The following is a 23597-nucleotide window of genomic DNA, read 5'->3' on the forward strand; positions in this document are numbered from 1 at the left end:
ATTTCAAAATTGAGAATTTTAGGGCGAGGCTGTTCTAGATTTCTACGAATTAGGCGTGGGTGCGTGCGAGTTTCGCAAGGAAAGTCTCGAATTTCCGCATTCGCGAGTACGAAACGCTGACACAGGAGGTCACCTCCCGCAATACGTCATTTAACATAATATACATTATGCGTAGGTTCGTATTGAGCAGTACGCCCAGAGGGAGGCCAGATTCCAGCCTCCACCAAGCCCATTTCCAATCCACTCACTCGAATCTCAATCCTTTCGGCACTTCATACCGGCCGCCGTCATAATTCAGGCTGAACCTTTTCGTCTGCGTGGCACGCTCGATTTCCTGACAGTCATCAGCGCCCTTGGGAACACTTTGGCTCCCGGTCGATATCTCGGTAACCCGCAATTTGCTGAAACCGTCCTTGCCGGGTTTTCCCATTGCCAGCGTCCGTTTGATCTCACCGAATTCTCCAGCGCAGACACCATCCCATTCGCCGTGACTCTCGCTCACAACCAAGTGCCTCATGATCTGCCGCAGTTGCGAACCGTCGTTCACGTACAGGCTCAGGGTTTCACTGCTGAACGGATTGACCCGTGACGATCCTGTGTGACGAATGCGCACGCCAAATGCTCGTAAGCCTGGTGCTAGCTGATAGCGCGCAGTGTCCAGCGTCAGGCCTGAAAACTGCACCGCATCGGAGACGATCGCCGCCTCCTGGTAATGATGGGCAATGATCTTGCCGCTGCTGGCATCGGCCACCAGTACATCCAGGCTGTAATCGCCTTGCCCGTATTCATCAACGTTCACCTTCAACGGCAAGGCTGCCAAGACCTGGCTGGTATCTGCCGGATTGACCTTGCAGACTGCAAAGTCGCTGGCTAGCGACAGTGTCGGGTGCAAGGCCTGGGCCCAGGTTTGCAGGTTCTTCGTGCAGTCGCCCCAGGCGATCATGGGGGCAAACAACAGCGGTAAAGCGGTGAATCTACGCATGGTCGATGTCTCATTCCTTTGAGGATAAGTGAGCTGGATGCACACTACACAGGGTCTCTGGCGTCAGCAAACGTTCGTACGCCCTGCCCGACTTTTTTATGGCATAAACATATAACTCAACTAAATATTCATTTAGTTGAGTTATATGAGGCATCTCCTCACCGCACCTCAGCGCCGTTCTTTTCCCCCTGCGAAATACCTCCAACCATCTATGCTCACCAAACCCACCCCACGGAGCCTGTTCGAAAATGGACATTCGCCAGAAAACCATCGGGTTCGGTCTTGTCAGCATCCTCGCCGCCCTGTTGCTTGGCGGCAGCGGCCTGCTCGCCGAGCATGACCAGAACCAGGCGTTGCAGCGCAGCGAGGCCAGCATGGCCGCCCTGCGCAACCACATGGAAGGCGACATGATGCATGATGCGCTGCGCGCCGATGTGCTGGCCGCCCTGCTGGTCAAGCCGGGCGATACTGACAACGCCAACCAGGTGCTGGCCGACCTCGACGAACACGCAAAGTGGTTCCGCAGTGTCGTGCAAAGCAACCTGGAACTGCCCCTGGACGCCGACCTGCACCAGGCCATCAATGACCTCGGCCCCCTCCTCGACCACTACATCGCCAGCGCCACGTCGATCATCCAGCTGGCATTGCAGTCGCCTGAACAGGCCCAGGCGCAGCTGCCGGCCTTCGTCGCCGCCTTCAAGGAACTGGAGCAACGCAACAGCACCCTGAGCGACCTGATCGCCGGCAATGCCGACAAAAGCCGCGAACAGAGCACCGCCACCCTGCACCGGGGCATCAGCGTGCTGGTGGGCGGGATGATTTTGGCCACGCTGGCGTTGGCGCTGTGCACCTTCCTGCTGCTGCGCTCCATCCTGCGGCCGTTGAGCCAGACCATGGCGGTTGCCGAGCGTATCGCCCAGGGCGACCTCACCACCGCGATCGAGGTCCACGACCGTGACGAAACCGGGCATCTGTTGCGTTCGCTGGCGGACATGCGTGACAGCCTGGGCAACATGATCAAGGCCATCCATGAAGAGAACCTGCTGCTGCGCGAAGTGGCCGATGAACTGGGCCAGGCTTCCAGCAGCCTGGTGCAGCGCACCAGCCAGCAGTCCGACAGCGCCGTGAGCATGGCCTCGGCCACCGAGCAGATGATTGCCAACCTGGCGCGGATCGCCGACCACGCCCGCGATGCGCAGGCCATCTCCGGGCAGTCCGAGCGCCTGGCCAGCGACGGCGGCGAGGTCATCCTCAACGTGGTCGGCGGCATGCAGGGGATCGACGAGGCGGTCAACCGCTCCTCTGAAACCATCACCGTGCTGGGGCAAAGCTCGGAAGAAATCCACTCGATCATCCAGGTAATCAACACCATCGCCGAGCAGACCAACCTGCTGGCCTTGAACGCGGCCATCGAAGCCGCCCGTGCCGGCGAGGCCGGGCGCGGCTTTGCCGTGGTCGCCGATGAAGTACGCGGCTTGGCCGGGCGCACGGCGCAGTCGACCCGGGAGATCACCGGCATGATCGAACGCATCCGGCAGAGCACGGGCAACGCCGTCGACAGCATGCAGACCGGCGTCACCCGGGTGCGTGCCGGCGTGGAGCTGGCCACCCAGGCCGGAGCGTCGATCCAGCAGATTCGTGAAGGCGCGCGCCGCGCCGCGTCGGTGGTCGAAGAAATCTCGCAGACCATCGGCGAGCAGACCCGGGCCAGCCAGGATGTCGCCCATCAGGTAGAACTGATCGCCCGCATGTCGCGGGACAGCACCGACACCACGCGGCAGCTAGCCTCGGCGGCGCAGCGCCTGGGCGAGATTGCCCAGGGCATGCAGGCGAGCGTGTCGCGGTTTCGCGTGTGACTGGGCAGGCGCTTGCCGGCGCCCTGCCCTCGCCCGGCGTTACTGGCTCAGCGCCTTGGCCACCGCGTTGACGAACACCGCCTGCTCGTCATACAGCGAGCCGGGGCTTTCGGCGTTCTTCCAGGTCGACCACTGCACCACCACCAGGCGCTCCGCCGGATTGATGGCGATGCTCTGGCCGAAGATGCCCAGGGCCCAGAACGTCTGGTCGCTGGTGTCGGTGCGTTTGGGTTCGGCATCGCTGTCCGGGGCCGGGGCGTTGTACCACCACTGGTAGCCGTATTGACCTTTGGGCGCGGCGGCTGTCACTGAGCCCTTGGCTTGGGTCCAGTGGGTGGAGCGCGCGATCCAGTCGTCCGGGAGCAGCTTTTCACCCTGCGGCAATTGTCCGCCACTCAGCACGAACTGGCCGAACCGCCCCCAGTCACGCAACGTGGCATTGAAACCGTGGCCGCCCATGTCCACCTTGCCGGGCACCAGCGCATGCCAGACCCCGGCCTGCTGCATGCCGTAGCGGCTCCACACGCGGCTCTGCAGGTACTCGGCGATGGTCATGCCGGTGGCGTTTTCCAGCACCCGGCCCACCAGCCAGGCACCGCCGGTGTTGTACGACCAGACCTCGCCCGGCTTGACCCCGGGCTTGCGCTTGACCGAACGCACCAGGTCGAGCACGCAGTGATAGGGATCGGCGGTGGCCTCGCACTGGGTCATGTGCGAGAAGTCCGAATCCTTCGAGGCGTAGTTCTCGTCCCAGACGACGCCCGAGGTGTGCTGCAACAGCTGCTGCAGGGTTACGTGCTGCCACTCGGAACCTTCCAGCTCCGGGACATAGCGGCTGATCCTGTCATCCAGCGAGTGGATCTTGCCTTCCTTGACGGCGATGCCCACCAGCACGCTGACCACCGACTTGGCCACCGAGCGCGATGTCCACAAGGTCTGCGGGGTGTTGCCCTTGCCGTAGTGTTCATAAGCGATCTTGCCATCCTTGAGCACCAGCAGGCCGGTCACGCTCTGGTTGGCCAGGTAGTCCGCCAGGTTATGGGGCTTGCCGGCCAACTGGTACTGCACGTCGCTCAGTTTGTGACTGGCCTGCGGCAATGGGTATGGCATGGCGCCGCGCGGGGCGAAGACATCGCCGCCGTACAGGCGATAAGTGTTGCGAAAGCCCACGACCCGGGTGTCCTGGTCCCAGGTGAGCATGTCCTTGGCCGCCGGCAGCACCTTGTCGAAAGGCTGCGGGCAAGGCTCAAGCCCCGGCACGCCGCAGGCCCCCTGGCTGTCGGCCGCCTGGGCCGCGCCGGCCAGTGCGGCGAGTGCCAGTGCCAGGATGGAAAGACCGTTGAACGACTTCTTTATTGTTATTGGCCGCATCGGAGGGCTCCTCGAAAAGCGCGGAAATACGCTGCCCCGAGTGTCTGCAACTTGAGCCAGCGGGAAAAGCACAATAAATTTGCCTTCACTATTAAAAAAACTAACAACCAAGGAATGCCCATGGCCGAAGATCGCCTGCCCCCGCTCAACGCCGTGCGCGCGTTCGAGGCCGCTGCCCGCCTGGGCAGCTATGTCGCGGCTTCCCAGGCGCTGCACGTGACCCAGCCGGCGATCGGCCGGCATGTGAAAAACCTCGAGGACTGGCTGGGTGTACGCTTGCTCGAGCGCTCCCCGCGCGGGGTGACCCTTACCCTGCCCGGCGCCCATTACTACAAGGCCGCAGCGCAGGCGCTGCAGATCCTCGCCGACGCCGGTGCGCGCCTGGGGCAACGTGGTGAAGAGCGCTGGCTGCGCATCCTCTGTGTGCCAGCGTTCGCCTCACGCTGGCTGACACCGCGCATCGACACCTTGCGCAGCCTGCGCCCGGACCTGAGGATCGCCATCGAGCCCAATGCCACGTTCACCAGCGTGGATGCCCGCCAGGCGGACCTGGGCATCGCCTTCGGCCTGCCGGGTGAGCTGAGCGGTGTACGCGAGGTGTTGATCCGCCCGAAGGTGTTCGCGGTCTGCGCGCCGAGCTACCTGGCGCAGTTGCCCGCAGGGTTGAGCGCTGCCGACCTGCCCGCCTTGCGGCTGATCCATGTCGATGACGGCACCTGGTGGAACAGCTGGTTCGCCGCCAATGGCCTGAGGGTGCGGGTCAAGGCCGATACTTCGCATATCAGCAACGATATCGTCCTGAACCTGGCCCAGCGCGGCCACGGCATCGCCTTGGCCACCGAGGTGCTGGTCGGACGTGAACTGCGCGAAGGCAGCCTGGTGCGTTGCGTGGAGCAGGCCGTGGCGCTGGAGAGCTATCAGTTGCTGACGCCACCCCAGCCGCCGAGTGCCGATGCGTTGTGGTTCATGGATTGGCTGGGGAGCAGCCTGCGCGAAGAGTTTCCGGACGCACTGTGAGCGTGGCACCGGCCGCGCCGGTGGTCGCGGGGCAAGTCGCATCGGCTCACCGCCGCTCCCACGCAGCCAGTGTGGAGTTGGCTAGAAATCCACCGAGGTGGAGAACAACAACGACCGCGGCGTGCCCAGCCCACCGGACAGGCCGCTGCCGTCGCCGCCGTTCCACGAGCCGATCCAGTAGGCCTTGTTGGTCACGTTCTGCACGGTGGCACGCAAGGTTACCGGTTTGTCCGAGAGCTTCAGGGTATACCGGGCCCCGAGATCGAAAATCGTGTAGGACGGCAGCGACAGGTTATTGGCATCGGTGGCATAGCGTCGGCCGGCATAGTTGGCGTTGCCGGTCAGGGTCAGCCCGGGCATCTCGCGCAGGTCGTACTCGACGCCGAGCTTGGCCAGCACCTTGGGCACGCCGGTGGCCTGGTTGCCTTCATTTTCCTTGCGTATCGATTTGCTCAGCTCGGCCTTGGTGTAGGATGCACCGCCCAGCAGGCGCAGGTCCGGCTCGAGCTCGCCGAAGAACGACCATTCCAGGCCACGGTTGCGCTGTTCGCCGTACACGCCGTAGATCTGCGTCAGCGGATCGGTATAGGCGCTGGGCTTTTTCACCTGGTAGACACTTACCGTGTGCGCGAAGGTGCCCAGGTCGAGCTTGGCGCCCAGTTCGTACTGCTTGGTCTGGTACGGCGCCATGATCGCGCCGGCGTTGCGCGCGTTGTCCGGGGCGATGCCGCCCTGGCTCAGGCCTTCGATGTAGTTGCCGTACAGCGACAGTCCGTCGGTGACCTTGACCAGCAAGGCCGTGGCCGGCGAAACCCGGCTTTCATCGTAGGCCTTGGAAGTACGCTGGTGGTTGCCGTCGTAGTTCGACGCGCGCACGTTCTGGTGGCGAGCGCCGACGGTCCACTGCACCTTGTCATCGAGGAACGACATCGTGTCGAGCAAGGCTTCGCTGCTCAGTCGGGCGCGCATGCGCGACGTGACGTTGCCGTACTCGCCGATCTCCGGGCGCGGGCCATAGTCCAGGTTGTAGTAGTTGGTGAGGATGCGTGTCGGCAGGCGCTTATCCTTGAAACTGTTCTCGGAGTCGTAGCGGGTGGCCGCCAGCGACCAGGCGTGGTCGACCGGGCCAGTGGCGAAGCGCCCGCGCAGGCCGACTTCGCCGGACTTCTGCTCGCCATCTCGAGCCGAGCGGATCGGTGTGGCGGAGATGTCGCCGGCATCATTGAGCAGCATACCGCTGGTCATCAGCGCGTTGTAGCCCCCTTCCCTATGGCCCCAGCCGGCGAATGCGGTGAGCGAGTCGTTGAGGTCGTACTCACCGCGCAGCACCACGGTATCGGTGCCGTTGACGGTGTAGCCCCACTCCGGGGCCAGCGAGTGATCGCCCTTCTTGGCCTTGGGCAGGTGGGTCACGCCGGGGCTGATCGAGGCAATGCCGAAATAGTTGACCCCGTCCATGCGTTCGCGCTGGTGGTAGTAGTCCAGCGACGCCCTCGCCCGCTCGCCGCGCCAGTCCAGGGCCAGCGACGACAGCTGCATGCGGTGCTGCTGGTCGTCCACCGGGGTGTCGCCGTCGCGGTAGACGCCATTGAAGCGCACGCCGAACTGTTTCTGGTCGCCGAAGCGGCGGCCGATATCGGCATGCATGCCGGCCAGGCCATCGGACTCGTAGGAGGCGGTCAACCGGGCCAGGGGCTCGTCGCCGGCACGCTTGGGCACGATATTGATGCTGCCGCCGACGCTGCCGTCTGGCGGCATGCCGTTGAGCAGCGCCGACGGGCCCTTGAGCACCTCGATGCGCTCGGCAAGCTCGGTGGAGCCGCGCATGTTCGGCGCCATGCTCGGCAGGCCGTTGAAGGTGATGTCGTTGCCGGTGCTGTACAGGCCGCGGATAAAGAAAGTCTCGAAGATGCCGCGCTTGCTCGGCACGTAGACCGACGGATCGGTGGCACCGATCACCGAGCCGATGTCCTGGGCCTGGCGGTTCTCGATGTATTCCTTGGTGTAGCTGATGGCGTTGAACGGGGTTTCGCTGAAGTCCTTGTTGCCCATCAGCCCTACCCGGCTGCCCGAGCCAACCTGGCCCCCGGCATATTCCGGTGGCGGGGCGCCGAGTGCGTCACGGGTTTCCTGCACCAGGGTTTCCGGCAGGGTCAGGCCCTCTTCCTTCACATCGGGGGTTTGCTGCTGTGCCGAGGAGGTGCTGCGTGGCGGTTGTGCGAAGGCGTTGCCGGCGATGGCGGCCATGCCCAGCAGCACGGCCATGCGCAAGACCCTGCGGGGCAACTTCGGTGCCTGGGGATGTTGCAGTGGAGGCATGAGGGATTCCTTTAGGGAAAGAATGGTAATGTTTCTCATTAGTCATTCCGTACGAGTCGGCGAATCCCTCAACAGAAATTACAGTCACTTGGCCACTATCGGCTTAACCACCACAGGGACCAAAGCGGGGGCTCAGCGCTGATAACCCTTCACCACCTCGTCCGCTACCCGCTCCAGGCAGGTCACGCTGGCGGTGCATAGGTACCAGGTCTGCGGATCGACGAACACCACCTGGCCGTTCTTCCACGCCTTGGTCTGGCGCAGCAGCGGGTTGTCCAGGGTCTCGCGGTCCAGCGCGGCGCGGCGCTCCATCACCGCGGTGCGGTCGATCACGTAGAGGATGTCTGGGGCGGCCTGGTAGATGAACTCATTGGAGATCGGCTGGCCGTGCAGGCCGGCCTGCATATCGTCGCTGGCCGGCTTGACCCCGAGGGTGTCGAAGATGAAGCCGTAGCGCGAACGCACACCGTAGGCGGTGAACGCGCCGTTGTTGTGCAGCACCACCAGCGCCTTTTCCGGGCGCCCGTCGGTCACCTTGCGCACCTGGGCCACCTTGGCATCGATGCGCGCGGCGGTTTCCCGGGCCAAGTCTTGCTTGCCGAGAATTTGCCCGACGGTCAGCAGGTGCTGCTTGGCGGTGTCGATGACATTGCCCTGGCGGTTGTCCATGTCGATGTCGTAGTGCACCGTCGGCGCGATCTGGCTCAGTTCCTGGTAGCTCTGCGCCTGCAGCGGCGAGATCAGGATCAGGTCGGGCTTGAGCGCATGCAGGCGTTCGAGGTTGGGCTGGATGGTGGTGCCAACGTCCGCCACCTTGGGGTCATCGCGGTATTTGGCCAGGAAGCCCGCCACATAGTCCTTGGCGATGCCGACCACCGGCGCGCCGAGCTGGTCAAGGGTGTCCAGCTCGCTCATGTCGAAGGCCACCACGCGTTGCGGCTGGTGCTCGACCAGCGTGGTGCCCAGGGCGTGCTCGACCTTCACCGGGGCGTAGTCGGCGCTGGCGGCGCGCGCCTGCTCCTGCGGGGCCTGGTCGCAGCCCGGCAACGCGGCCGCCACGGCGGCGGCCAGGAGTATCTTGCAGATTCCGTTCATACCAGCTGTCTCGATAGTGATGGGTTGAAGTAGTTGCAGACGAAACCCTGCGCGCTCGGCAGGATCTCGAACGCCAGGCCGAACAACGCGCGCAGGTTGGCCTCGGTGACCACCTCGGCGACCGGCCCGTGGCTGTGCACCGCGCCCTGCTTCATGGCGACGATGTGGTCGGAGTAATTAGCGGCGAAGTTGATGTCATGCACCACCAGGATCACCGTACGGCCCTGCTCGTCGCAGAGCCTGCGGATCGCCTGCATGATCTGCACCGCGTGCTTCATGTCGAGGTTGTTCAGCGGCTCGTCGAGCAGCAACAGATCGGTGCGCTGGGCGATGGTCATGGCCAGGAAGGCCATCTGCCGCTGGCCGCCGCTGAGTTCGTCGAGGTAGGCGCGGCGCAGCGCTTGCAGCCCCAGGAAATCCAGGGATTCGTCGATTACCTGATGGTCGTCGGCGGTCAGCACGCCGCGGCTGTAGGGGAAGCGGCCGAAGGCGACCAGTTCCTCGACGGTCAGGCGCAGGTTGAAGTCCAGTACCTGGCGCAGGGTGGCCACGCGGCGGGCGAAGTCGGCGATGGCGATGCGGCCGATGTCCTGGCCGTCGAGCAGGATGCGCCCGCGGCTTGCCGGCAGCAGTCGGGCCATGCACATCAGCAAGGTGCTCTTGCCGGCGCCGTTGGGGCCGATCAGCGAGGTAACCTGGCCAGCCGGGAAAGCCAGGCTCACGTCTTCGAGCACGGTCTTGTCGCCATAGGCCTTGTGCAGGTGTTCGAGGGTGATCATGGGGTGCCTCGGGTACGGACCATCAGCGCGAGGAAGTACGCGCCGCACACCAGGTTGACGAGGATGCTCACGCTGGTCCGGTAGTTGAACAGATGCTCGACCAGCAGTTGGGCGAGCAGGAACATGCCGATGGCCACGGCGCAGGCCAGTGGCAGGGTCACCTGGTGCCGGGCGCTACGTGCCAGGGCGTAGGCGATGTTGGCGACGAACACCCCCATGAACGCGGTCGGCCCCACCAGACTGGTCGACACCGCCACCAGCACGGCGATCAGCGCCATCTGCAGGCGCAGGCAGCGGCCATGGTCCAGGCCCAGGGCAATGGCTTGGTCGCGGCCCAGCGCCAGCACGTCGAGCACCCGCGTGCCGCGCGCCACCAGCACTGCCACTGCCGCCACCAGCAGGCCCGAGTACAGCACCTGGGCCGGCTGGGCGCGGTTGAAGCTGGTATAGCCCAGGCTCTGCAGAATCGAGAACTCCCCCGGGCTGGTCTTGAGCTGGATGAACTGGGTGAAGGTGCCCAGCACCATGGTCAGCACCAGCCCCAGCAGCAACAGGCGGTAGACATCCCCGCGCCCCTCGCGCAGCAGCCAGCGCTGCAGCAGCCACGAGTAGCCGAGCATCAACGCCATCGACAGCAGCGCGTTGCCCTGCGCGCCGAGCAGCGCCACGCTGCCGGTGCCCAGCCACAGCACCAGCACCGCCTGGAACAGCAGGTAGATGCCTTCGTAGCCCATGATCGCCGGGGTCAGCACACGGTTGCCGGCCAGGGTCTGGAAGATCACCGAGGACAAGGCGATGCACACCCCGGCCACCACGATCGCGCCCAGGCGCACCAGGCGCTTGGGGATTACGTAGCTGAAGTCCAGGCCCGAGCCCAGCAACAGGAACGCCAGCACCAGGGCCGGCAGCAACAACCAGGCGGCGCGGCGCATCATTTGCACTTCCACAGGATCAGCACCAGGAACAGCACACCGCCGACACTGCCGGCGGTCAGGCCAATGGGCACTTCGTAGGGATGGATCAGCAGCCGGCCGAGGATGTCGCAGGCCAGCAGCAGCGCCGCGCCGCACATGGCGACGATGGGCAAGGTGCGCTTGAGGTTCTCGCCGTAGCGCAGCGCCACCAGGTTCGGCACCACCAGGCCGACGAAGGGGATCGCGCCCACGGTTATCACCGTGGCCGACACCGTTACCGCCACCAGCACCAGGCCGAGGATCGCGGTGGCCGCATAGTTCAGGCCGAGGCTGGTAGCCATGCCCTCGCCCATGCCCAGCACGGTGAAGCGCTGGGCATATAGATAGGTGAGCACGACGATCGGCAGGATCAGGTAGATGATCTCGTAGTTGCCCTCGATCACCCGCGAGAAGTCGCCCAGCAGCCAGCCCTGCATGCTCTGCAGGATGTTGTGGCGATAGGCATGGAACTCGGCGATGGCGCTGAGCACGCTGCCGTACATCAGGCCGATCACTGGCACCAGCACCAGGTTGGTGAAGCGTATGCGGCGAATGATCGCCACATACGCCAGGCTCGCCAGCAGGCAGAACACCAGGGCGAACAGCATGCGCCCGGTGGCCCCGGCACCCGGCAGCACGGTCAGGGCCACCAGGATGCCCAGCTTGGCCGCGTCGAGTCCGCCGCAGGTGGCCGGCTCGACAAAGCGGTTGCGCACGATCTGCTGCAGGATCACCCCGCAGATCGACAGGCCGACACCCGTCAGCACCAGTGCCGCCAGGCGTGGCAGGCGGCTGGCGGTGAGGGTCAGCCAGGCATCGTCGGAGGCCGACAGCAAGGCCGACCAGGACATCTCGCTGGCCCCGACCATCAGTGAAACGCCACACAGCAGCGACAACAGTGTTGGCAGCAACAACCGACTCAAGCGGTCACTCCATCGCCTGCGGCCTCACCGATGCGCCAACCCTTGGCGGCCCGGCGCTGCTCGAGGAAGTGCGCGTACACGCCACCCTCGGCAGCCAGCTGGGCATGGGCGCCCTGTTCTCGGACACGCCCTTCGTCCAGCACCACGATCTGGTCGGCCATGGCCACCGTCGACAGCTGGTGGGCAATGACGATCAGCGTGCGCTTGCCGCGCAACCGCGCCAGCGCTTCGGCGATGGCCGCCTGGTTCTCGGCGTCCAGCGCCGCGGTGGCCTCGTCGATCAGCAGGATCGGCGCGTCCTTGATCAGCGCGCGGGCAATCGAAATGCGCTGGCGTTCGCCGCCGGACAGACGCGCACCGCCCTCGCCCACTGGCGTGTGCAAGCCTTCGGGCAGACGTTCGAGGATCTCCTGCACCCCGGCCAGCCGCGCCGCCTCGAGCACTTCGGCCTCGCTGGCGTCGGGTTTGCCCAGGCGGATGTTGTCGGCAATGCTGCCCTGGAACAGGTAGGCGTCCTGGAAGATCTGGCTGATCTGCCCGGCCAGCTGTTCGGCGGACATCTGCCGCACATCCACCCCGCCGACCTTGACCCGGCCCTGGGTGACGTCGAAGAAACGGGCGATCAGGCGCACCAGGGTAGTCTTGCCCGAACCCGATGCGCCGACCAGCGCCGTCATGCTGCCGGGCGCGATGTCCAGGCTGACCTCGCGCAGCACCTCGGGCTGGTCGTCGCCGTAGCGGAATCCGACCTGCTCCAGCTGCACCGAACCGTCGGCCGGCGGCTGCGGTGCGGCGGGCTCGGGCAGCGGCTCGACGGCCAGCAGCTCGGCCACCGCCTGCAACTGGCCGCGGGTGCCGCGCAGTACTTCGCTGTAGCCGGCCACATCCAGCAGCGGGTCGATGAAACGGGTCGCCAGCACCAGCGCAACCAGGGTGGCGATCACCGTTGCGTTGTCGAAGCCTGCGCCGGCCTGCTCGCCGAGCCACAGCGTGGCGACCACCAGCAACGCGGCGAAGCTGGCCTGCACCGCCCAGACGTTGAGCACCGACGACAACGCCGACAGCTGGATCAGCTTGCGCGCCGCCTGTTGTTGCTGGGCCACGGCCTGCTCCAGGAAGCGCGTTCCGCCCTGCTCGCCATTGAAGGCACGCAGCACCGACTGCGCCTGGGCGAACTCGACCATGCGCTGGCTGGTCTGCGCGGTGTCGCGCTGGTAGCGCTGGTCGGCGCGCTGGCCAAGGCGCATTGTCGCCAGCATTACCAGGGCCAGCAGCGGCAGGCTGACCAGGGCAACCAGGCCCAGGCGCAGGTCGACCAGCAACAGCGCAACGAGGATCACCAACGGCGTCACCACTCCGGTGAACAGCGGCGTGAACACATGGGCCGGCAGTTGCGCGATCTCCATCATGCCCTGGGTGGTGACATGGCTCAGGCGCGCGGTGTTGGCGGCATTGAACCAGCCCACCGGCAGCGTGCCGACATGCTCGCCCAGGCGCTGGCGGCCACCGCGCAGCACGGCAATGCCCACGGCGATGCCGGCCTTCTCCACCCGGCGCCGCAGGTACCAGCACACCACCACGCCCAGGGCCAGCAGGGCCAGCCACTGGCCGGCGGCTTCCAGCTGGTTGCCCAGCAGGTGACGCAGGATCGGCACCAGGGTGACGATGGTCAGCCCGCACAGCACGCCATACACCAGCGCGAGGCGGATGTAGCGGCGCAGGAACACGGCGTCGTCGCCGAGCAGTCGAACGAAAGTCCCCAACATGATCAGTGCTCCTCCACCTGCGCGGTCGCCCGCGTCTTCGCATAGCCGCCGGCGGCCCACAGGCGGGCATACAGCCCGCGACGGGCCAGCAGTTCGTCGTGATTGCCGCGCTCGGCGACGGTGCCCTGGTCCAGCACCAGGATCTGGTCGGCGTGCATCACCGTGTCCAGGCGATGGGCGATCACCAGCAGCGTGCGCCCCCGGGCGAAGCGCGACAGTGCCTGTTGCAGCTTGACTTCGTTCTCGGCGTCGGCCGCCGCGGTGGCCTCGTCGAGCACCAGCACCGGCGGGTCGAGCAGCACCGCGCGGGCAATGCTCAGCCGTTGCAGCTCGCCGCCGGAGAACTGCACGTCCTCGCCGATCACCGCGTCGTAGCCACGCGGCTGGGCGAGGATGCGCTCGTGGATATTGGCAATCCGCGCCGCCGCCTCGATCTGCTCCTGGCTCGCCGAAGGCCGGCCCAGGGCAATGTTCTCGCGCACACTGGCATGGATCAGGCGCACTTCCTGCAGGACAAAGCCGATGCGCCGGTACAGTTGCGCGCTGTCGATCTGACGCAGGTCGACGCCGCCCAGGGTGATACGCCCGGCACTGGGGTCGAAGAAGCGCAGCAACAGGCGCGCCAGGGTCGACTTGCCGGCGCCCGAGGCGCCGACCACCGCAGTGACCGTGCCCGGTTCCAGGGTGAACGACACCTCGCTCAGCACCGGGTTGCGAGGGTCGTAGTGATAGCCCAGGCCCTGCACCTCGATGCGCGCATCGGCCGGCGGCTTGCCGGCGCCCTGGCCGTCGGTCTCCAGCACCGCCGTGTTCAGCAGCGCCTGCACGCGCTGGGCGGCACCGGTGGCGTTGTTCAGGTCGTGGGTGATATAGGCCAGCAACAGCAGCGGCGCACAGATGCCCGGCGCCACCAGGGCGAACGGCAGCACCTGCACCGGGGTGATCCAGCCCAGGCCGACGAACAGCGTGCCGAACGCCAGCACCACGCCCAGTACCGACACCGGCGCGATCATCGCGTTGGCATTGGCCATGGCGCTGACCAGCGGCCGGGTGAAGTCGGTGAAGGCCGCGGCGAAGGCGTCCACCGCCTCGCGGTAGCTGCCATGCGCCTTGCGCTGCCCGCCGAAGGCCTTGACCACCGGGATGCCGTTGACGAATTCGACCACCGCCTGGTTGATCCGCCCCATGCCAGCGCCGAAGGCCTGCATGTTGCGGGCGCTGGCCTGGTGGGCACGGGCGAAGAACAGGAAGAACAGCGGGAACGGCAGCATCGACACCAGCGCCATGCGCCAGTCCATGGCGAACAGGTAGACGATCGACGCCAGCACTGCCCCGGCGCTGCGCCCGAGGGTGGTGTAGAAGTGCGCGGTGAGGCTGTGCAGGATGCCGATATCGTCCTGCATGGCCTGCTTCACCTCGCCGGAGGCGCGGCTGGTGAACCAGCCCAGCGGTACCCGTGCCAGGCGGCGGATGATTGCCAGGCGCAGGGTGCCGGTGATTTGGTTGTCGGCCAGGTGGGCCACCAGGTCGCCCAGCGAAATCAAAGCCATGCCGACGAACAGGCAGCCCAGCCCCAGCACGATCACCGGCCAGGCCTGCGCGACGCCCTGCCCTTCGGCGAACGCCAGCCGGGCGACCTCGGCGATCGCGGCCAGGGGCGCCAGGCTGAGCATGGCGCCCAGCGCGGCGAGCAACCCGGCGACGATCAAGCGCCCGCGAATCGGCGCCAGCACTGCGGCGACCGGCCCCTTGGCGGGCTGCTGCACCGCCACCCCTTGTTCAACACTCATGAATGCTCCTTTTCAGCACGAAGAGCAGGCCGGGCAGCCACTTGGGCGCCCAGCCCGCCAGTCCTTCTCAACCTGTATTCCGCACGAGGCGGGCAAACCCGCAAAAAACAATGCCCACGCTCAGGCGCCACTGCCGGTGCGATAGCGCCTGCAGGTGCGCACGCCGGCGGCGATGTACTTCTCGACCGAGGACACCGATACCCGCAACTCGGCGGCGATGGCGCGATGGGCCATGCCGTCGAGCCGGCACAGCAGCAGGGCCTGGCGGGCCTTGGGCGAATGCCGTTGCAGGGCGCTGTCGATCGCGCCCAGGGCCTCGACCACCAGCGCCCGCGCCTCTTCCGACGGCACCCGGGGCTCGGGCTGCAGGCCATGGTCCTCGAGGTAGCGGGTTTCACGTTGGCGGCGGCGGTACAGGTCGATGACCTTGCCGTTGGCGATCTGCGTCAGGTGGCAGCGCGATTGTTCCGCCGTCGGCACCTGGCCCTTGTTCATCAGGTGCAGGTAGATATCGTGGGCCAGGTCCGCCGCGTCCACCGCGTTGCCCAGCTTGCGGCGCAGCAGCTCGCACAACCAGCCGTGATGATCCTGATACAGCTGTTGCAGCTGTTGACGAAGCGCGAACGTTCCGTTGTCCACGGTACCTCTCCCTGAGCGTGGTGCATTCCAGACGGCTTCCTTTGACGTGCGCCAATCTAGATGATAATTATTTGCATCTTTCTCACCATAACGAATCCTCGGGATTCACGCAATGCACCCCGGTGGTGCAAACCCTCTGCGCGGCCACTCACCGCGATCCACGGATGGCAGTGAAGGCCGACGCGGGCCTTGATCGATCGAACAGCAGGAAGCTAACCATGTTGGAACGCAACACCACCCTACCCTCGCCCCAGGCCCTGGATGAACACGAAGAACTCGCCTGGTTCGCCCAGCAGCAGCAACCCGAGCAGTTGCACCGGCAACTGGGCGCCTGGCGCCTTGGGCCCACGGCCGACCTGTCATTGCTGGCCCTGGCCGTGCAGGCGGTGGTCGAAGCCTCGCCGGCCCTGAACAGCCGCTACCACTTCAGCGACGACGGCGACCTGTACAAGACCCAGGAACCCGGCTGGTACCCGTGCCTGCGTATCGAACGGAGCGCGGCCGAGGGTCTGGACGCCCTGCTGCGGGCGCGCCAGGCGGCGCCCTGGGATTCCACCACGCAGCCGCCATTCGAGGCCCTGCTGCTGGCCGGCGATCACCAGGCTGCGCTCGGTCTGCTCTGCCATGCGGTGCTGCGTCAGTCGCCGCAAGCCCTGCTCGAACGCATCCGCGCCGCCTATGACGCCCAGGCCGGCGACCAGCCACTGATGCTCGAACCGTTATCGCAGGCGCCTTCGACGGACATCGCGCAACGCATCCTCGACGCGTTCCGCCAGGCATTGGCGGAGCCTGGCATGACCCTGGACGATGACTTCTTCGACATGGGCGGCCACTCGCTGCTGGCCACCCGGATCATCGGGCGCTTGCAGGGCGAGCATGGCATCGAACTGCGCTTCAGCGACTTCTTCGCCTCGCCCAGCGCATCGGCGCTGGCCAGCCGCGCCAAGCTGAGCCAAGGGCGAGCCAGCCAGGCCAGCGATCAGGCCAGGGATATCCAGCAAGCGCCGATGGCCCTAGCCCAGGCGTCGTTGTGGCGCGCCTGCGCGGCCTTCGACTACGGCACCATCTTCAATCTGCCGTTTGCCCTGGACTTCCACGACCCGGTGGACGAGGCGCTACTGCAGCAGGCCTTCACTGACCTGCTGGAGCGCCATGCCAGCCTGCGTACCACCTACCATGGCGAGGGCGACGACGCCTGCCAGCGCATCGTGCCGCTGGCCGAGCTGGGCCGTTTCAAGTGGTTCTGGAACAGCGCCGAAAGCGCCGGCGCGAGCCTGGCCGGCGAGGCGAAGCACCGCTTCGACCTGGCCCGCGAACTGCCACTCAGGTTGCGCATGCTGCGTGACCCGCACAGTGGCCACCAGGTGCTGTCGTTCCTGGTCCACCACATGGCCATCGACGAGTGGTCGCTGAACGTGATCATGGCCGAACTGGCCGAGGCCTACCTGGCCCGCGCCCAGGACCGGGCGCCGCAATGGCCCGCGGCGGCGCGCACCTTCCACGAATTCGCCCTGGCCCAGAGTGCCCAGGGCCCGAATCCACGCCACCTGGCGTACTGGACCGAGCTGCTGCGCGACGCCACCCGCGGCCTTGCCCTGCCCGCCTGCGATGACGCCACACTGCTGCCCGCCGACCAGGCGACCACACGTGCGCGCTGGCTGGAGCTGCGCCCCGAACCCGGCATGCTGGAACAACTGGGCGCCAGTGCCCGGCTGCATCAGTCATCGCTGTTCAGCGTGATCTACACCGCCATCGCCCTGTCGCTGCACAAGCTCGGCAACCTCTCGGACCTGGTGATCGGTACCTCGGCGTCCGGGCGCACCGACCCTGCGTATTTCGACACCGTCGGCTACTTCACCACCATGGTTGCCCACCGCGTGCAGTTCGCCCCCGAACAGTCGCTGGCCGGGTTGCTGGGCGATGTGACGCGGATGATCAACGACTCGATGGCCTATGCCGACGTGCCCATGGAGACCATCCAGCAGGCGCTTGGCATGACCCCCGCCGAGGGCCTGATGTTCGATGTGTATGTGCAGATCCACGCCAACAACGCCCTCAATGGCGCGCTGCAGGCACCCGATGGCCGGTCTATCCGCTACAAGCAGATAGACCCGGACAAGAGCGAGTCGATGTTCGGCCTGCAGTTCGAGATCATGGAAGATGTGTTCGATGGCCAGCGCTCGCTGCGCCTGGTGATCACCTACCGCAGCGATCGCTACAGCGGTGCTCAGGTCGAGCGCCTGTGCGCGATGATTTCGGCGGCGTTCGGTGTGTTGGCCGAGGTGGATGGCGGCCGGCGGGCTTTGGCTTCGATCAGCTTGGCCTGACGCGCCCATCGCGGGCTTGACCCGCTCCCACTCAAGCATGGGAGCCGATCAAGCCCGTGGTTGCGCCCTCTCAGGTCTCCGGCAACCCGTAGCGCTGGAACGACGAGCGCTGCGGCACCCGGTACTGCGCCCGGCCCAGCAACTGGTTGACGATCACCGCATTGCGCACCGGCCCCAGCCCCAGGTCCGGCGAGCCGACACCATGCTGGAAGATCTCGGCGTTCTGCACGAACACCCGGCCACTGCCGCCATCGCAACGCTGCGCGGTGAAGTCCTCGCCGACGATGCAGTCGCCGTGCGCGTCGGTGGCCAGCACCGAACCCTTGAGCTGCTCGAACCACTGCGGCCAGGCATGGGCATAGCCGGTCGCCGCGACGATCGCGTCGGCGTCCAGCGTTGCCCGTTGCTCCAGCTGGCTATGCCGGAAGGTCATGCGCAGTCCCGCCGAGCCCAGGTCCTCGACCGTCTCCACGTCACAGCTGGACAGCAGCGTCAGCCCAGGCTCGCGCCCGCCGATGGAGCGTTCGTAGATCAGGTCGTAGATCGCGCCGATGGTCGAGAAGCTGATGCCTTTGTACAACAGGCCCTGCTGGGCGACGATCTCCCGGCGTTTGTCCCGCGCCAGGGTGTGGAAGTAGTTCATGTACGCCGGAGTGAAACACTCCTGGCCGAGCTTGGAGTACTCCATGGGGTGGAAGCCTCCCGAGCGGGTGATCCAGTGGATCGACGCCCCCGCCTCCACCTGCTCCGGGGTCAGCGCGTTGAACAGCGCCAGCACGCACTCCGCGGCGCTCTGTCCGGAGCCGACCACCACCACGCGCCGGCACTGCTCCAGCTCGCCCTGACGCTTGCCGAACTCCGCCGAGTGCAGCAACGGCGCCTGGGTGCGGGTTTGCGCCCAGGCCGGCAACCACGGCCGGGTACCGAGGCCGATGGCCAGGTCGCGGCTGCTGTAGCGTCGCTCCAGGCCCGACACCGACACGCTGTCGATGACAAAGCGTTCGCTGGCGTTGTCGTAGCGCACGCCCGTGACCTCCTCGCCGAAATGGCAGCCCGGCAGTTGGCCCGCCGCCCAGCGGCAATAGTGGTCGTACTCGCGCCGGGGCACCTGGAAGTGGTCGTAGTAGTAGAACTGGAACAGGCGGTCGTGCTGGTGCAGGTAGTTGAGGTAGCTCAGCGGGTGACACGGGTCGGCCAGGGTCACCAGGTCGGCCAGGAACGGCACCTGCAAGGTGGTGCCGGGCAGCAGCAGGCCCTCGTGCCAGCGGAACTGCGCCTTGCGCTCGAGGAACGCGCAGCTCAGGTGCGGGTGGCGTGACAGCAGCGCGGCCAGGCCCAGGTTGAAAGGTCCGATGCCGATGCCGGCGATATCCAGGTGTGCGATGTCCATATGCTCGATGATTTCCCAAGAACGATGATTGGCGCCCCGGGCCAGGCCCAGGACGATTGATTCAGGCCGGTGGTTTCACACGGGGGCGTTGACGAGCAGGCGCTCGACCTCTTCCACCGTGCGACATGGCAGCAACTGCGCGGGCGAAAGGCGCACCGCGAAGGCTTCGCCCAGGCGCGCCGCCAGCGGCTTGAGGTGCTGCGGCCGCAGGCCCATGGCCAGGAAATCCCTGGCCGGCTGCGTGGCGCCGAGCACCTGCTGGTAGATCGCCAGCACCTGGGCATGACGCTGCGGGTCGCTGGGCACAGCCGCCGGTATTGGCGCCTGCCCGGTGTCACCTTCAAGCAAGGCGCGGGCGAGCCTGCGGTCCGGCTTGCCGTTGGCGGTCAACGGCAAGGCGTCGACCTCGACGAACCGCGTGGGTACATGGGACTGCGCCAGCAAGGCCCGGGCATGCTCACGCAACGCCACGGCGCCGGGCGGCGCACCGTTGCGCCTTACATACAGCGCGCCGATGCAGGCCTCGCCCTGTTGCGTGTCGCCATAGTCCACCACCAGCACCTGCTGCACCGCCGGATGGCGGATCAGCTCGATCTCGATGTCCGGCAGCGACACCCGCACGCCGCGCACCTTCACGTAACCGTTGACCCGGCTGTCGAACAGCAGCACGCCGTCCTCGCGGTAGCGGCCACGGTCACCGGTACGGAAGGCACGCACTGGCGCGCCGTGATCGTCGAGCACATCGACGAAGTCGCTCTGCACCAGTTCGCCGTCCTCCAGGTAGCCCAAGGCCAGGCCCACCCCACTGGTGTGGATACGCCCGGCGACGCCCTGCGGGCAATGCGCGCCGTGCTCGTCCAGCAGCCAGTAGCGGTTGCCCGGCAGTGGCCGGCCATAGGGCACCCTGGCGCGGTCCTGTGCACCGATTTCGTGCCAGATGCTCCAGATGGTGGTCTCGGTCGGGCCACCCAGGGACACCAGCCGCGCCTCGGGCAGTTGCTCGCGTAGTTCGGCGATCACCGCCGGCTTGATGTAGTCGCCGCCCTGGGCCAGCAGGCGCAGGCTGCGCAGACCATCACCCTGACGGCAGGCCAGGAGCATTTCGAGGATGGCCGGGACCGAGCACCAGAGGCTCACGCCGTGCTGCCTGACCAACTGGTTCCAGCGCAGCGCATCCTTTTCCTCGCCGGGCTCGGGCAGCACCAGCGCCGCCCCGGCGCACAGGCTGCCGAACACGTCGAACAGCGACATGTCGTGGTGCAGCGGGGTCACCGAGATGAACACATCGTCGCGGCTGACCTGCCACTGCGCCAAGGTGCTGCCGATGACATTGGCGGTGGCGCGGTTGTTCAGCACCACGCACTTGGGCTTGCCGGTGGTGCCGGAGGTGTACAGGTAGTAGGCCGGCGCGGTGCTCGCCGACAAGGCCGCCAGAGCCGTCAGGTCCAGGGCTGCCGGAGGGCTGGCCAGCAGTGGCGCGACGGCGTCGACCACCAGCGCCGGCTGACAGTTGTCCAGCAGATAGCGCAGGCGCTCCTCGGGCGCGGCCGCGTCGATCGGTACCCAGACCAGCCCGCTCAGGGCGCAGGCCAGGGTCGTCATGGTGTGCTCAGGACCGCGTGGCAGGCAGATGGCGACCACCTGACCGGGGCGCAGCCCGCGGGCCTGGAATGCCCCGGCAATGCGCTTCACACCCTCCCCCAGTTCGGCATAGCTGATGCGCCGCTCGCCATGCAGCAAGGCGATGCGTCCATTGTCCGGGCCGAACAGGTTGTGGGCGATGCGCCCAAGGAAATCGACTGGTTCGGCCTGCGCCTCGCTGCTGTTCAGGCGGTAGTGGCCAAGGTCGATGAACTGCCGTGCGTGGACTTCGAATGCAACCTGCCCGGCCAATTGCGCCACCGCCTGGTTCAAGACCACGAGCAGCTGTCCGACCCAGCGGCCATCGATTGCTTCGCGGGCATAGTCGATCTCGAACGCCAACCCGCCCTCGGCGGTGTTGCAGAAACGGATGTCCATGGCCACCTGCGGCGTCTGGGTCAGGCCCGCGCTCAGGTACATCGGGCCATCGACCGCGCCCACCGGCCAGGACAGGCCGTTGGTCAGCACCACCGGTAGCGCCGGGCCCGGGCCGTTGCTGTCGTACAGCAGGCGGGCCAGGTCCACGCCGGAGAACACCAGATGCTGCAAGCCTTCCAGCACATCGGCCTGCAGTCGCTTGGCGCGCTCGGCCAGGCTGGGCAGGCCGCGCTGCCAATCGACGGCGATGAAGCTGGAGCGGTTGGCAAATGCGCCGTCCTGGGGCGGCGCCACCGGCACCGCCACGCACAGGCTGCCTTCGTCGAGCCAGTGGCCGAGCACTTCCAGCACCACGGCCATGATCGTCGAGTTCTTGAACAGCCCCTCACGCGCACCTGCGCGGCTCAATGCCTTGAACGCCTGGGCGGAGATTACCTGGCGCTGGCGGGCGTACCGGGCCACGCCGACCTTGTCCAAGGCTTGGCGCCACGGCAGCCTTGGCGCGCCGTCGACCTCAGCCAGCTTTGCCTTCCAATACTCGGCATCGGCCTTGCGCACCTCGCTCTGGTCGATGCCAGCCGCCGTGGGCTCGCTGGCCGTCAGCGGCTGGCAGTGGCCGTCGAACAGCTCGACCATCAAGGTCGCGATGGAGCGTCCATCAAGAATCAACGCATCGAAGCGCACGAACACCACCAACTCGCCTTGTGGCAACTGGAAGGCGGTGACATTCCAGGGCGGCCCGGCCAGATCGAACAGCGCATGGGCATAGTCCTCGCGACGGACCTCGAGCTGCGCCTGAACCTGCTCGGCCGTCAACCCGTGCAGGTCGATCACCTCCAGGTTGACCTGCACCTGGTCGCTTATCGACTGGGTCAATGCCTGGGCATCGATGCGGGTGCGCAGGCTGTCGTGGCGGCGCACCATGTCCGTGAGGCGGCGGCGCAACAGCGCCAGGTCCATGCGCCCGCGATACTCGCGGAATTCCTGCATGGCCACGCCGCCCAGCGGCAGATGCTCGCCACGCCCCAGCAGGTAGGCCTGTTGCAGAGTGTTCAGTGGTCGATCCCGGCTCGCCGCAATCGCCAATGGCTGGTGCAGCGCGCCCGTGTCGGCAGCCACCGCCTCAGCCAGGGCGATGAAGCGCTCGAACAGTGCCTGGACCCAGTCAGCGGGCAATGCGTCCAGGCGCACGTCCCAATTGATCAGCAGGCCACCGTCGGCCCGCGCCACCTGTGCGTCCAGGGCCACCTGCGGGCCCTGGGAGATCACCCAGTCCATCGGCCCGAACACCCGGTTCACCCGCTCGGAGAACAGCTCGCCGCCAGGCAGGTCCAGCCCTGCGGTGAACACCACCGGTGCCAGTTGCGGCGTACCGTGATGGCGCGACAGGTCGCGCATCAGGTCCACGCCCGGATAGGCGCTGTGCGCCAGGCGCTCCACCAGCTGCCGATGCAGGTCCCGGCACAGCGCGGCAAGGCTGGCGATACCCGTGAAGTCGACGTCCACCAGCACCAGGTTGGCGAACTCGCCAACGATGCGCTGTACAGGTTCCAGCAGTGGTTCGCGCCAGAATACCGGGACGTTCAGGCGCAAGCGCCGATCGCCGGTGTGCTCACCCAAGGCGGTGGCGAACAGCCCGAGCATCAACGCCGACGAGGTGATCCGCTGTGCGCGCGCCGCGTGCTGCAAGGCACGATACTGCGCAGGTTCAAGGCGAGCGGCAAAGCGCTCGCTGCGTGCCGCCCCCGCAGGGAGCAAGGGCAGCGAGGGCGCTGGGGCGATCTGCGCCAGGCGTGCTCGCCACCATGCCCGGTCGCGGCTGCGGGCGGCACGCAGGTCGGCATCGGCACGCACCTGGTCCAGCCAGTCGAAGTAGTTCGGCGTGGTCGGCAGAACGCTTTCAGGCGAATCGTACAGGCGAGCCAGGTCTTCCATCAGCACCCGGAAGCTCGACGGGTCCACCGCGATCATGTCGGTGTCCACGTGCAACCGGCTGGCATTGCCCGGCAGCAGGCTCAGGCCGAAGCGCGCACCCTGGCCAGCACCCAGGTCCAGGCGCTGGTGGCTCCACTGGCGACGTTTCTCCAGCAGGCGCCGCTCCACGGCTGGACCATCCAGATCGCTGAAATCCTCCAGCTCCAGATGGGCGCGCTGTGCTTCGTCGATGGCCTGCAGCCCCTGCCCGTCGATGCGCAGGCTCAGCATCGGATGCGCCCGGTACAGCGCCTCAAGTGCGCCGGCAAGGCGCGCCACATCGATGGCCCGGCCATCGAACTCGGCGTACAGGTGCGCGCTGACGCCACCCAGTGCCGCATGTGCATCCCGCCCGATCCAACAGGCGGCCTGCATCGAAGTTAACTCTCTCATCGCT

15 protein-coding genes are annotated in these 23597 nt (G+C 66.5%); 3 read left to right on the plus strand and 12 right to left on the minus strand.

The features are described 5' to 3' along the window. Positions 1-244 precede the first annotated feature (244 nt). Positions 245-982, minus strand: a complete 738-nt coding sequence (locus C3F42_RS01660) for a hypothetical protein (RefSeq protein WP_104443856.1) — start codon at positions 980-982, stop codon at positions 245-247. Between the two features lie 248 nt (positions 983-1230). Here C3F42_RS01660 and C3F42_RS01665 point away from each other — a divergent pair, with 248 nt between their 5' ends. Continuing rightward, a complete protein-coding gene (locus C3F42_RS01665; protein ID WP_104443857.1) occupies positions 1231-2838 on the plus strand; it encodes a methyl-accepting chemotaxis protein in 1608 nt (535 codons plus the stop codon). A 39-nt stretch (positions 2839-2877) separates the two neighbouring features. On the opposite strand, the gene C3F42_RS01670 is transcribed toward C3F42_RS01665, so the two are convergent. After that, positions 2878-4209: a serine hydrolase gene (locus tag C3F42_RS01670; RefSeq protein ID WP_104443858.1), complete on the minus strand. Its 1332-nt coding sequence runs from the start codon at positions 4207-4209 to the stop codon at positions 2878-2880. 120 nt (positions 4210-4329) lie between these two features. On the opposite strand from C3F42_RS01670, the gene C3F42_RS01675 reads away from it, so the two are divergent. Further along, on the plus strand, positions 4330-5226 hold the full coding sequence (locus tag C3F42_RS01675; RefSeq protein WP_038706142.1) for a LysR substrate-binding domain-containing protein: 897 nt from the start codon (positions 4330-4332) through the stop codon (positions 5224-5226). Positions 5227-5307: 81 nt separating this feature from the next. Here C3F42_RS01675 and C3F42_RS01680 read toward each other — a convergent pair whose 3' ends face one another. The 8 genes from C3F42_RS01680 to C3F42_RS01715 all read right to left on the minus strand — a co-directional run bounded on the left by C3F42_RS01680 (position 5308) and on the right by C3F42_RS01715 (position 15490). After that, a complete protein-coding gene (locus tag C3F42_RS01680; protein WP_104443859.1) occupies positions 5308-7545 on the minus strand; it encodes a TonB-dependent siderophore receptor in 2238 nt (745 codons plus the stop codon). A 132-nt stretch (positions 7546-7677) separates the two neighbouring features. Further along, positions 7678-8640, minus strand: coding sequence for a siderophore ABC transporter substrate-binding protein (locus C3F42_RS01685; protein WP_104443860.1), 963 nt, complete (start codon positions 8638-8640; stop codon positions 7678-7680). Beyond that, entirely contained in the window at positions 8637-9419 is a 783-nt protein-coding gene (locus C3F42_RS01690; protein ID WP_104443861.1) for an ABC transporter ATP-binding protein, read from the minus strand. The genes C3F42_RS01685 and C3F42_RS01690 overlap by 4 nt, the downstream gene beginning before the upstream one ends. Then, positions 9416-10351, minus strand: a complete 936-nt coding sequence (locus C3F42_RS01695; RefSeq protein ID WP_031315945.1) for an iron chelate uptake ABC transporter family permease subunit — start codon at positions 10349-10351, stop codon at positions 9416-9418. Before C3F42_RS01695 ends, C3F42_RS01690 begins: the two co-directional genes overlap by 4 nt. After that, the gene (locus tag C3F42_RS01700; protein ID WP_256586321.1) at positions 10351-11241 is read right to left on the minus strand and encodes an ABC transporter permease; all 891 of its coding nucleotides are present in this window, start codon (positions 11239-11241) and stop codon (positions 10351-10353) included. Before C3F42_RS01700 ends, C3F42_RS01695 begins: the two co-directional genes overlap by 1 nt. Positions 11242-11291: 50 nt before the next feature. Further along, a complete protein-coding gene (locus tag C3F42_RS01705) occupies positions 11292-13061 on the minus strand; it encodes an ABC transporter ATP-binding protein (protein WP_104443863.1) in 1770 nt (589 codons plus the stop codon). 2 nt (positions 13062-13063) lie between these two features. Further along, positions 13064-14851, minus strand: coding sequence for an ABC transporter ATP-binding protein (locus C3F42_RS01710; protein ID WP_104443864.1), 1788 nt, complete (start codon positions 14849-14851; stop codon positions 13064-13066). 120 nt (positions 14852-14971) lie between these two features. Beyond that, positions 14972-15490 (minus strand): sigma-70 family RNA polymerase sigma factor, encoded by a 519-nt coding sequence (locus C3F42_RS01715; RefSeq protein ID WP_038706138.1) that lies wholly within the window; start codon positions 15488-15490, stop codon positions 14972-14974. A 218-nt stretch (positions 15491-15708) separates the two neighbouring features. On the opposite strand from C3F42_RS01715, the gene C3F42_RS01720 reads away from it, so the two are divergent. Further along, positions 15709-17817, plus strand: a complete 2109-nt coding sequence (locus C3F42_RS01720) for a condensation domain-containing protein (RefSeq protein WP_104443865.1) — start codon at positions 15709-15711, stop codon at positions 17815-17817. A 70-nt stretch (positions 17818-17887) separates the two neighbouring features. Here the strand turns inward: C3F42_RS01720 and basC are convergent, their stop codons facing one another. Together basC and C3F42_RS01730 are read right to left on the minus strand one after the other, a co-directional pair. Continuing rightward, positions 17888-19207: a putative histamine N-monooxygenase gene (basC, locus tag C3F42_RS01725; RefSeq protein WP_104443866.1), complete on the minus strand. Its 1320-nt coding sequence runs from the start codon at positions 19205-19207 to the stop codon at positions 17888-17890. Positions 19208-19282: 75 nt separating this feature from the next. Next, complete coding sequence (locus tag C3F42_RS01730; RefSeq protein WP_256586251.1) at positions 19283-23575, minus strand: amino acid adenylation domain-containing protein; 4293 nt, start codon at positions 23573-23575, stop codon at positions 19283-19285. Between the last annotated feature and the right edge of the window lie 22 nt (positions 23576-23597).

Origin of the sequence: Pseudomonas sp. PONIH3 (assembly GCF_002934345.1) — a bacterium.
GTDB classification, from domain to species: domain Bacteria; phylum Pseudomonadota; class Gammaproteobacteria; order Pseudomonadales; family Pseudomonadaceae; genus Aquipseudomonas; species Aquipseudomonas soli.

What these genes read in the sequence shown, in the direction of transcription:
- C3F42_RS01705 (WP_104443863.1), bottom strand. Translation starts at nt 13,061, where the DNA reads ATGTTGGGGACTTTCGTTCGACTGCTCGGCGACGACGCCGTGTTCCTG.
- C3F42_RS01670 (WP_104443858.1), bottom strand. Translation starts at nt 4,209, where the DNA reads ATGCGGCCAATAACAATAAAGAAGTCGTTCAACGGTCTTTCCATCCTG.
- C3F42_RS01665 (WP_104443857.1), top strand. Translation starts at nt 1,231, where the DNA reads ATGGACATTCGCCAGAAAACCATCGGGTTCGGTCTTGTCAGCATCCTC.
- C3F42_RS01660 (WP_104443856.1), bottom strand. Translation starts at nt 982, where the DNA reads ATGCGTAGATTCACCGCTTTACCGCTGTTGTTTGCCCCCATGATCGCC.
- C3F42_RS01700 (WP_256586321.1), bottom strand. Translation starts at nt 11,241, where the DNA reads ATGGTCGGGGCCAGCGAGATGTCCTGGTCGGCCTTGCTGTCGGCCTCC.
- C3F42_RS01720 (WP_104443865.1), top strand. Translation starts at nt 15,709, where the DNA reads ATGTTGGAACGCAACACCACCCTACCCTCGCCCCAGGCCCTGGATGAA.
- C3F42_RS01690 (WP_104443861.1), bottom strand. Translation starts at nt 9,419, where the DNA reads ATGATCACCCTCGAACACCTGCACAAGGCCTATGGCGACAAGACCGTG.
- basC (WP_104443866.1), bottom strand. Translation starts at nt 19,207, where the DNA reads ATGGACATCGCACACCTGGATATCGCCGGCATCGGCATCGGACCTTTC.
- C3F42_RS01710 (WP_104443864.1), bottom strand. Translation starts at nt 14,851, where the DNA reads ATGAGTGTTGAACAAGGGGTGGCGGTGCAGCAGCCCGCCAAGGGGCCG.
- C3F42_RS01685 (WP_104443860.1), bottom strand. Translation starts at nt 8,640, where the DNA reads ATGAACGGAATCTGCAAGATACTCCTGGCCGCCGCCGTGGCGGCCGCG.
- C3F42_RS01695 (WP_031315945.1), bottom strand. Translation starts at nt 10,351, where the DNA reads ATGCGCCGCGCCGCCTGGTTGTTGCTGCCGGCCCTGGTGCTGGCGTTC.
- C3F42_RS01730 (WP_256586251.1), bottom strand. Translation starts at nt 23,575, where the DNA reads ATGCAGGCCGCCTGTTGGATCGGGCGGGATGCACATGCGGCACTGGGT.
- C3F42_RS01680 (WP_104443859.1), bottom strand. Translation starts at nt 7,545, where the DNA reads ATGCCTCCACTGCAACATCCCCAGGCACCGAAGTTGCCCCGCAGGGTC.
- C3F42_RS01675 (WP_038706142.1), top strand. Translation starts at nt 4,330, where the DNA reads ATGGCCGAAGATCGCCTGCCCCCGCTCAACGCCGTGCGCGCGTTCGAG.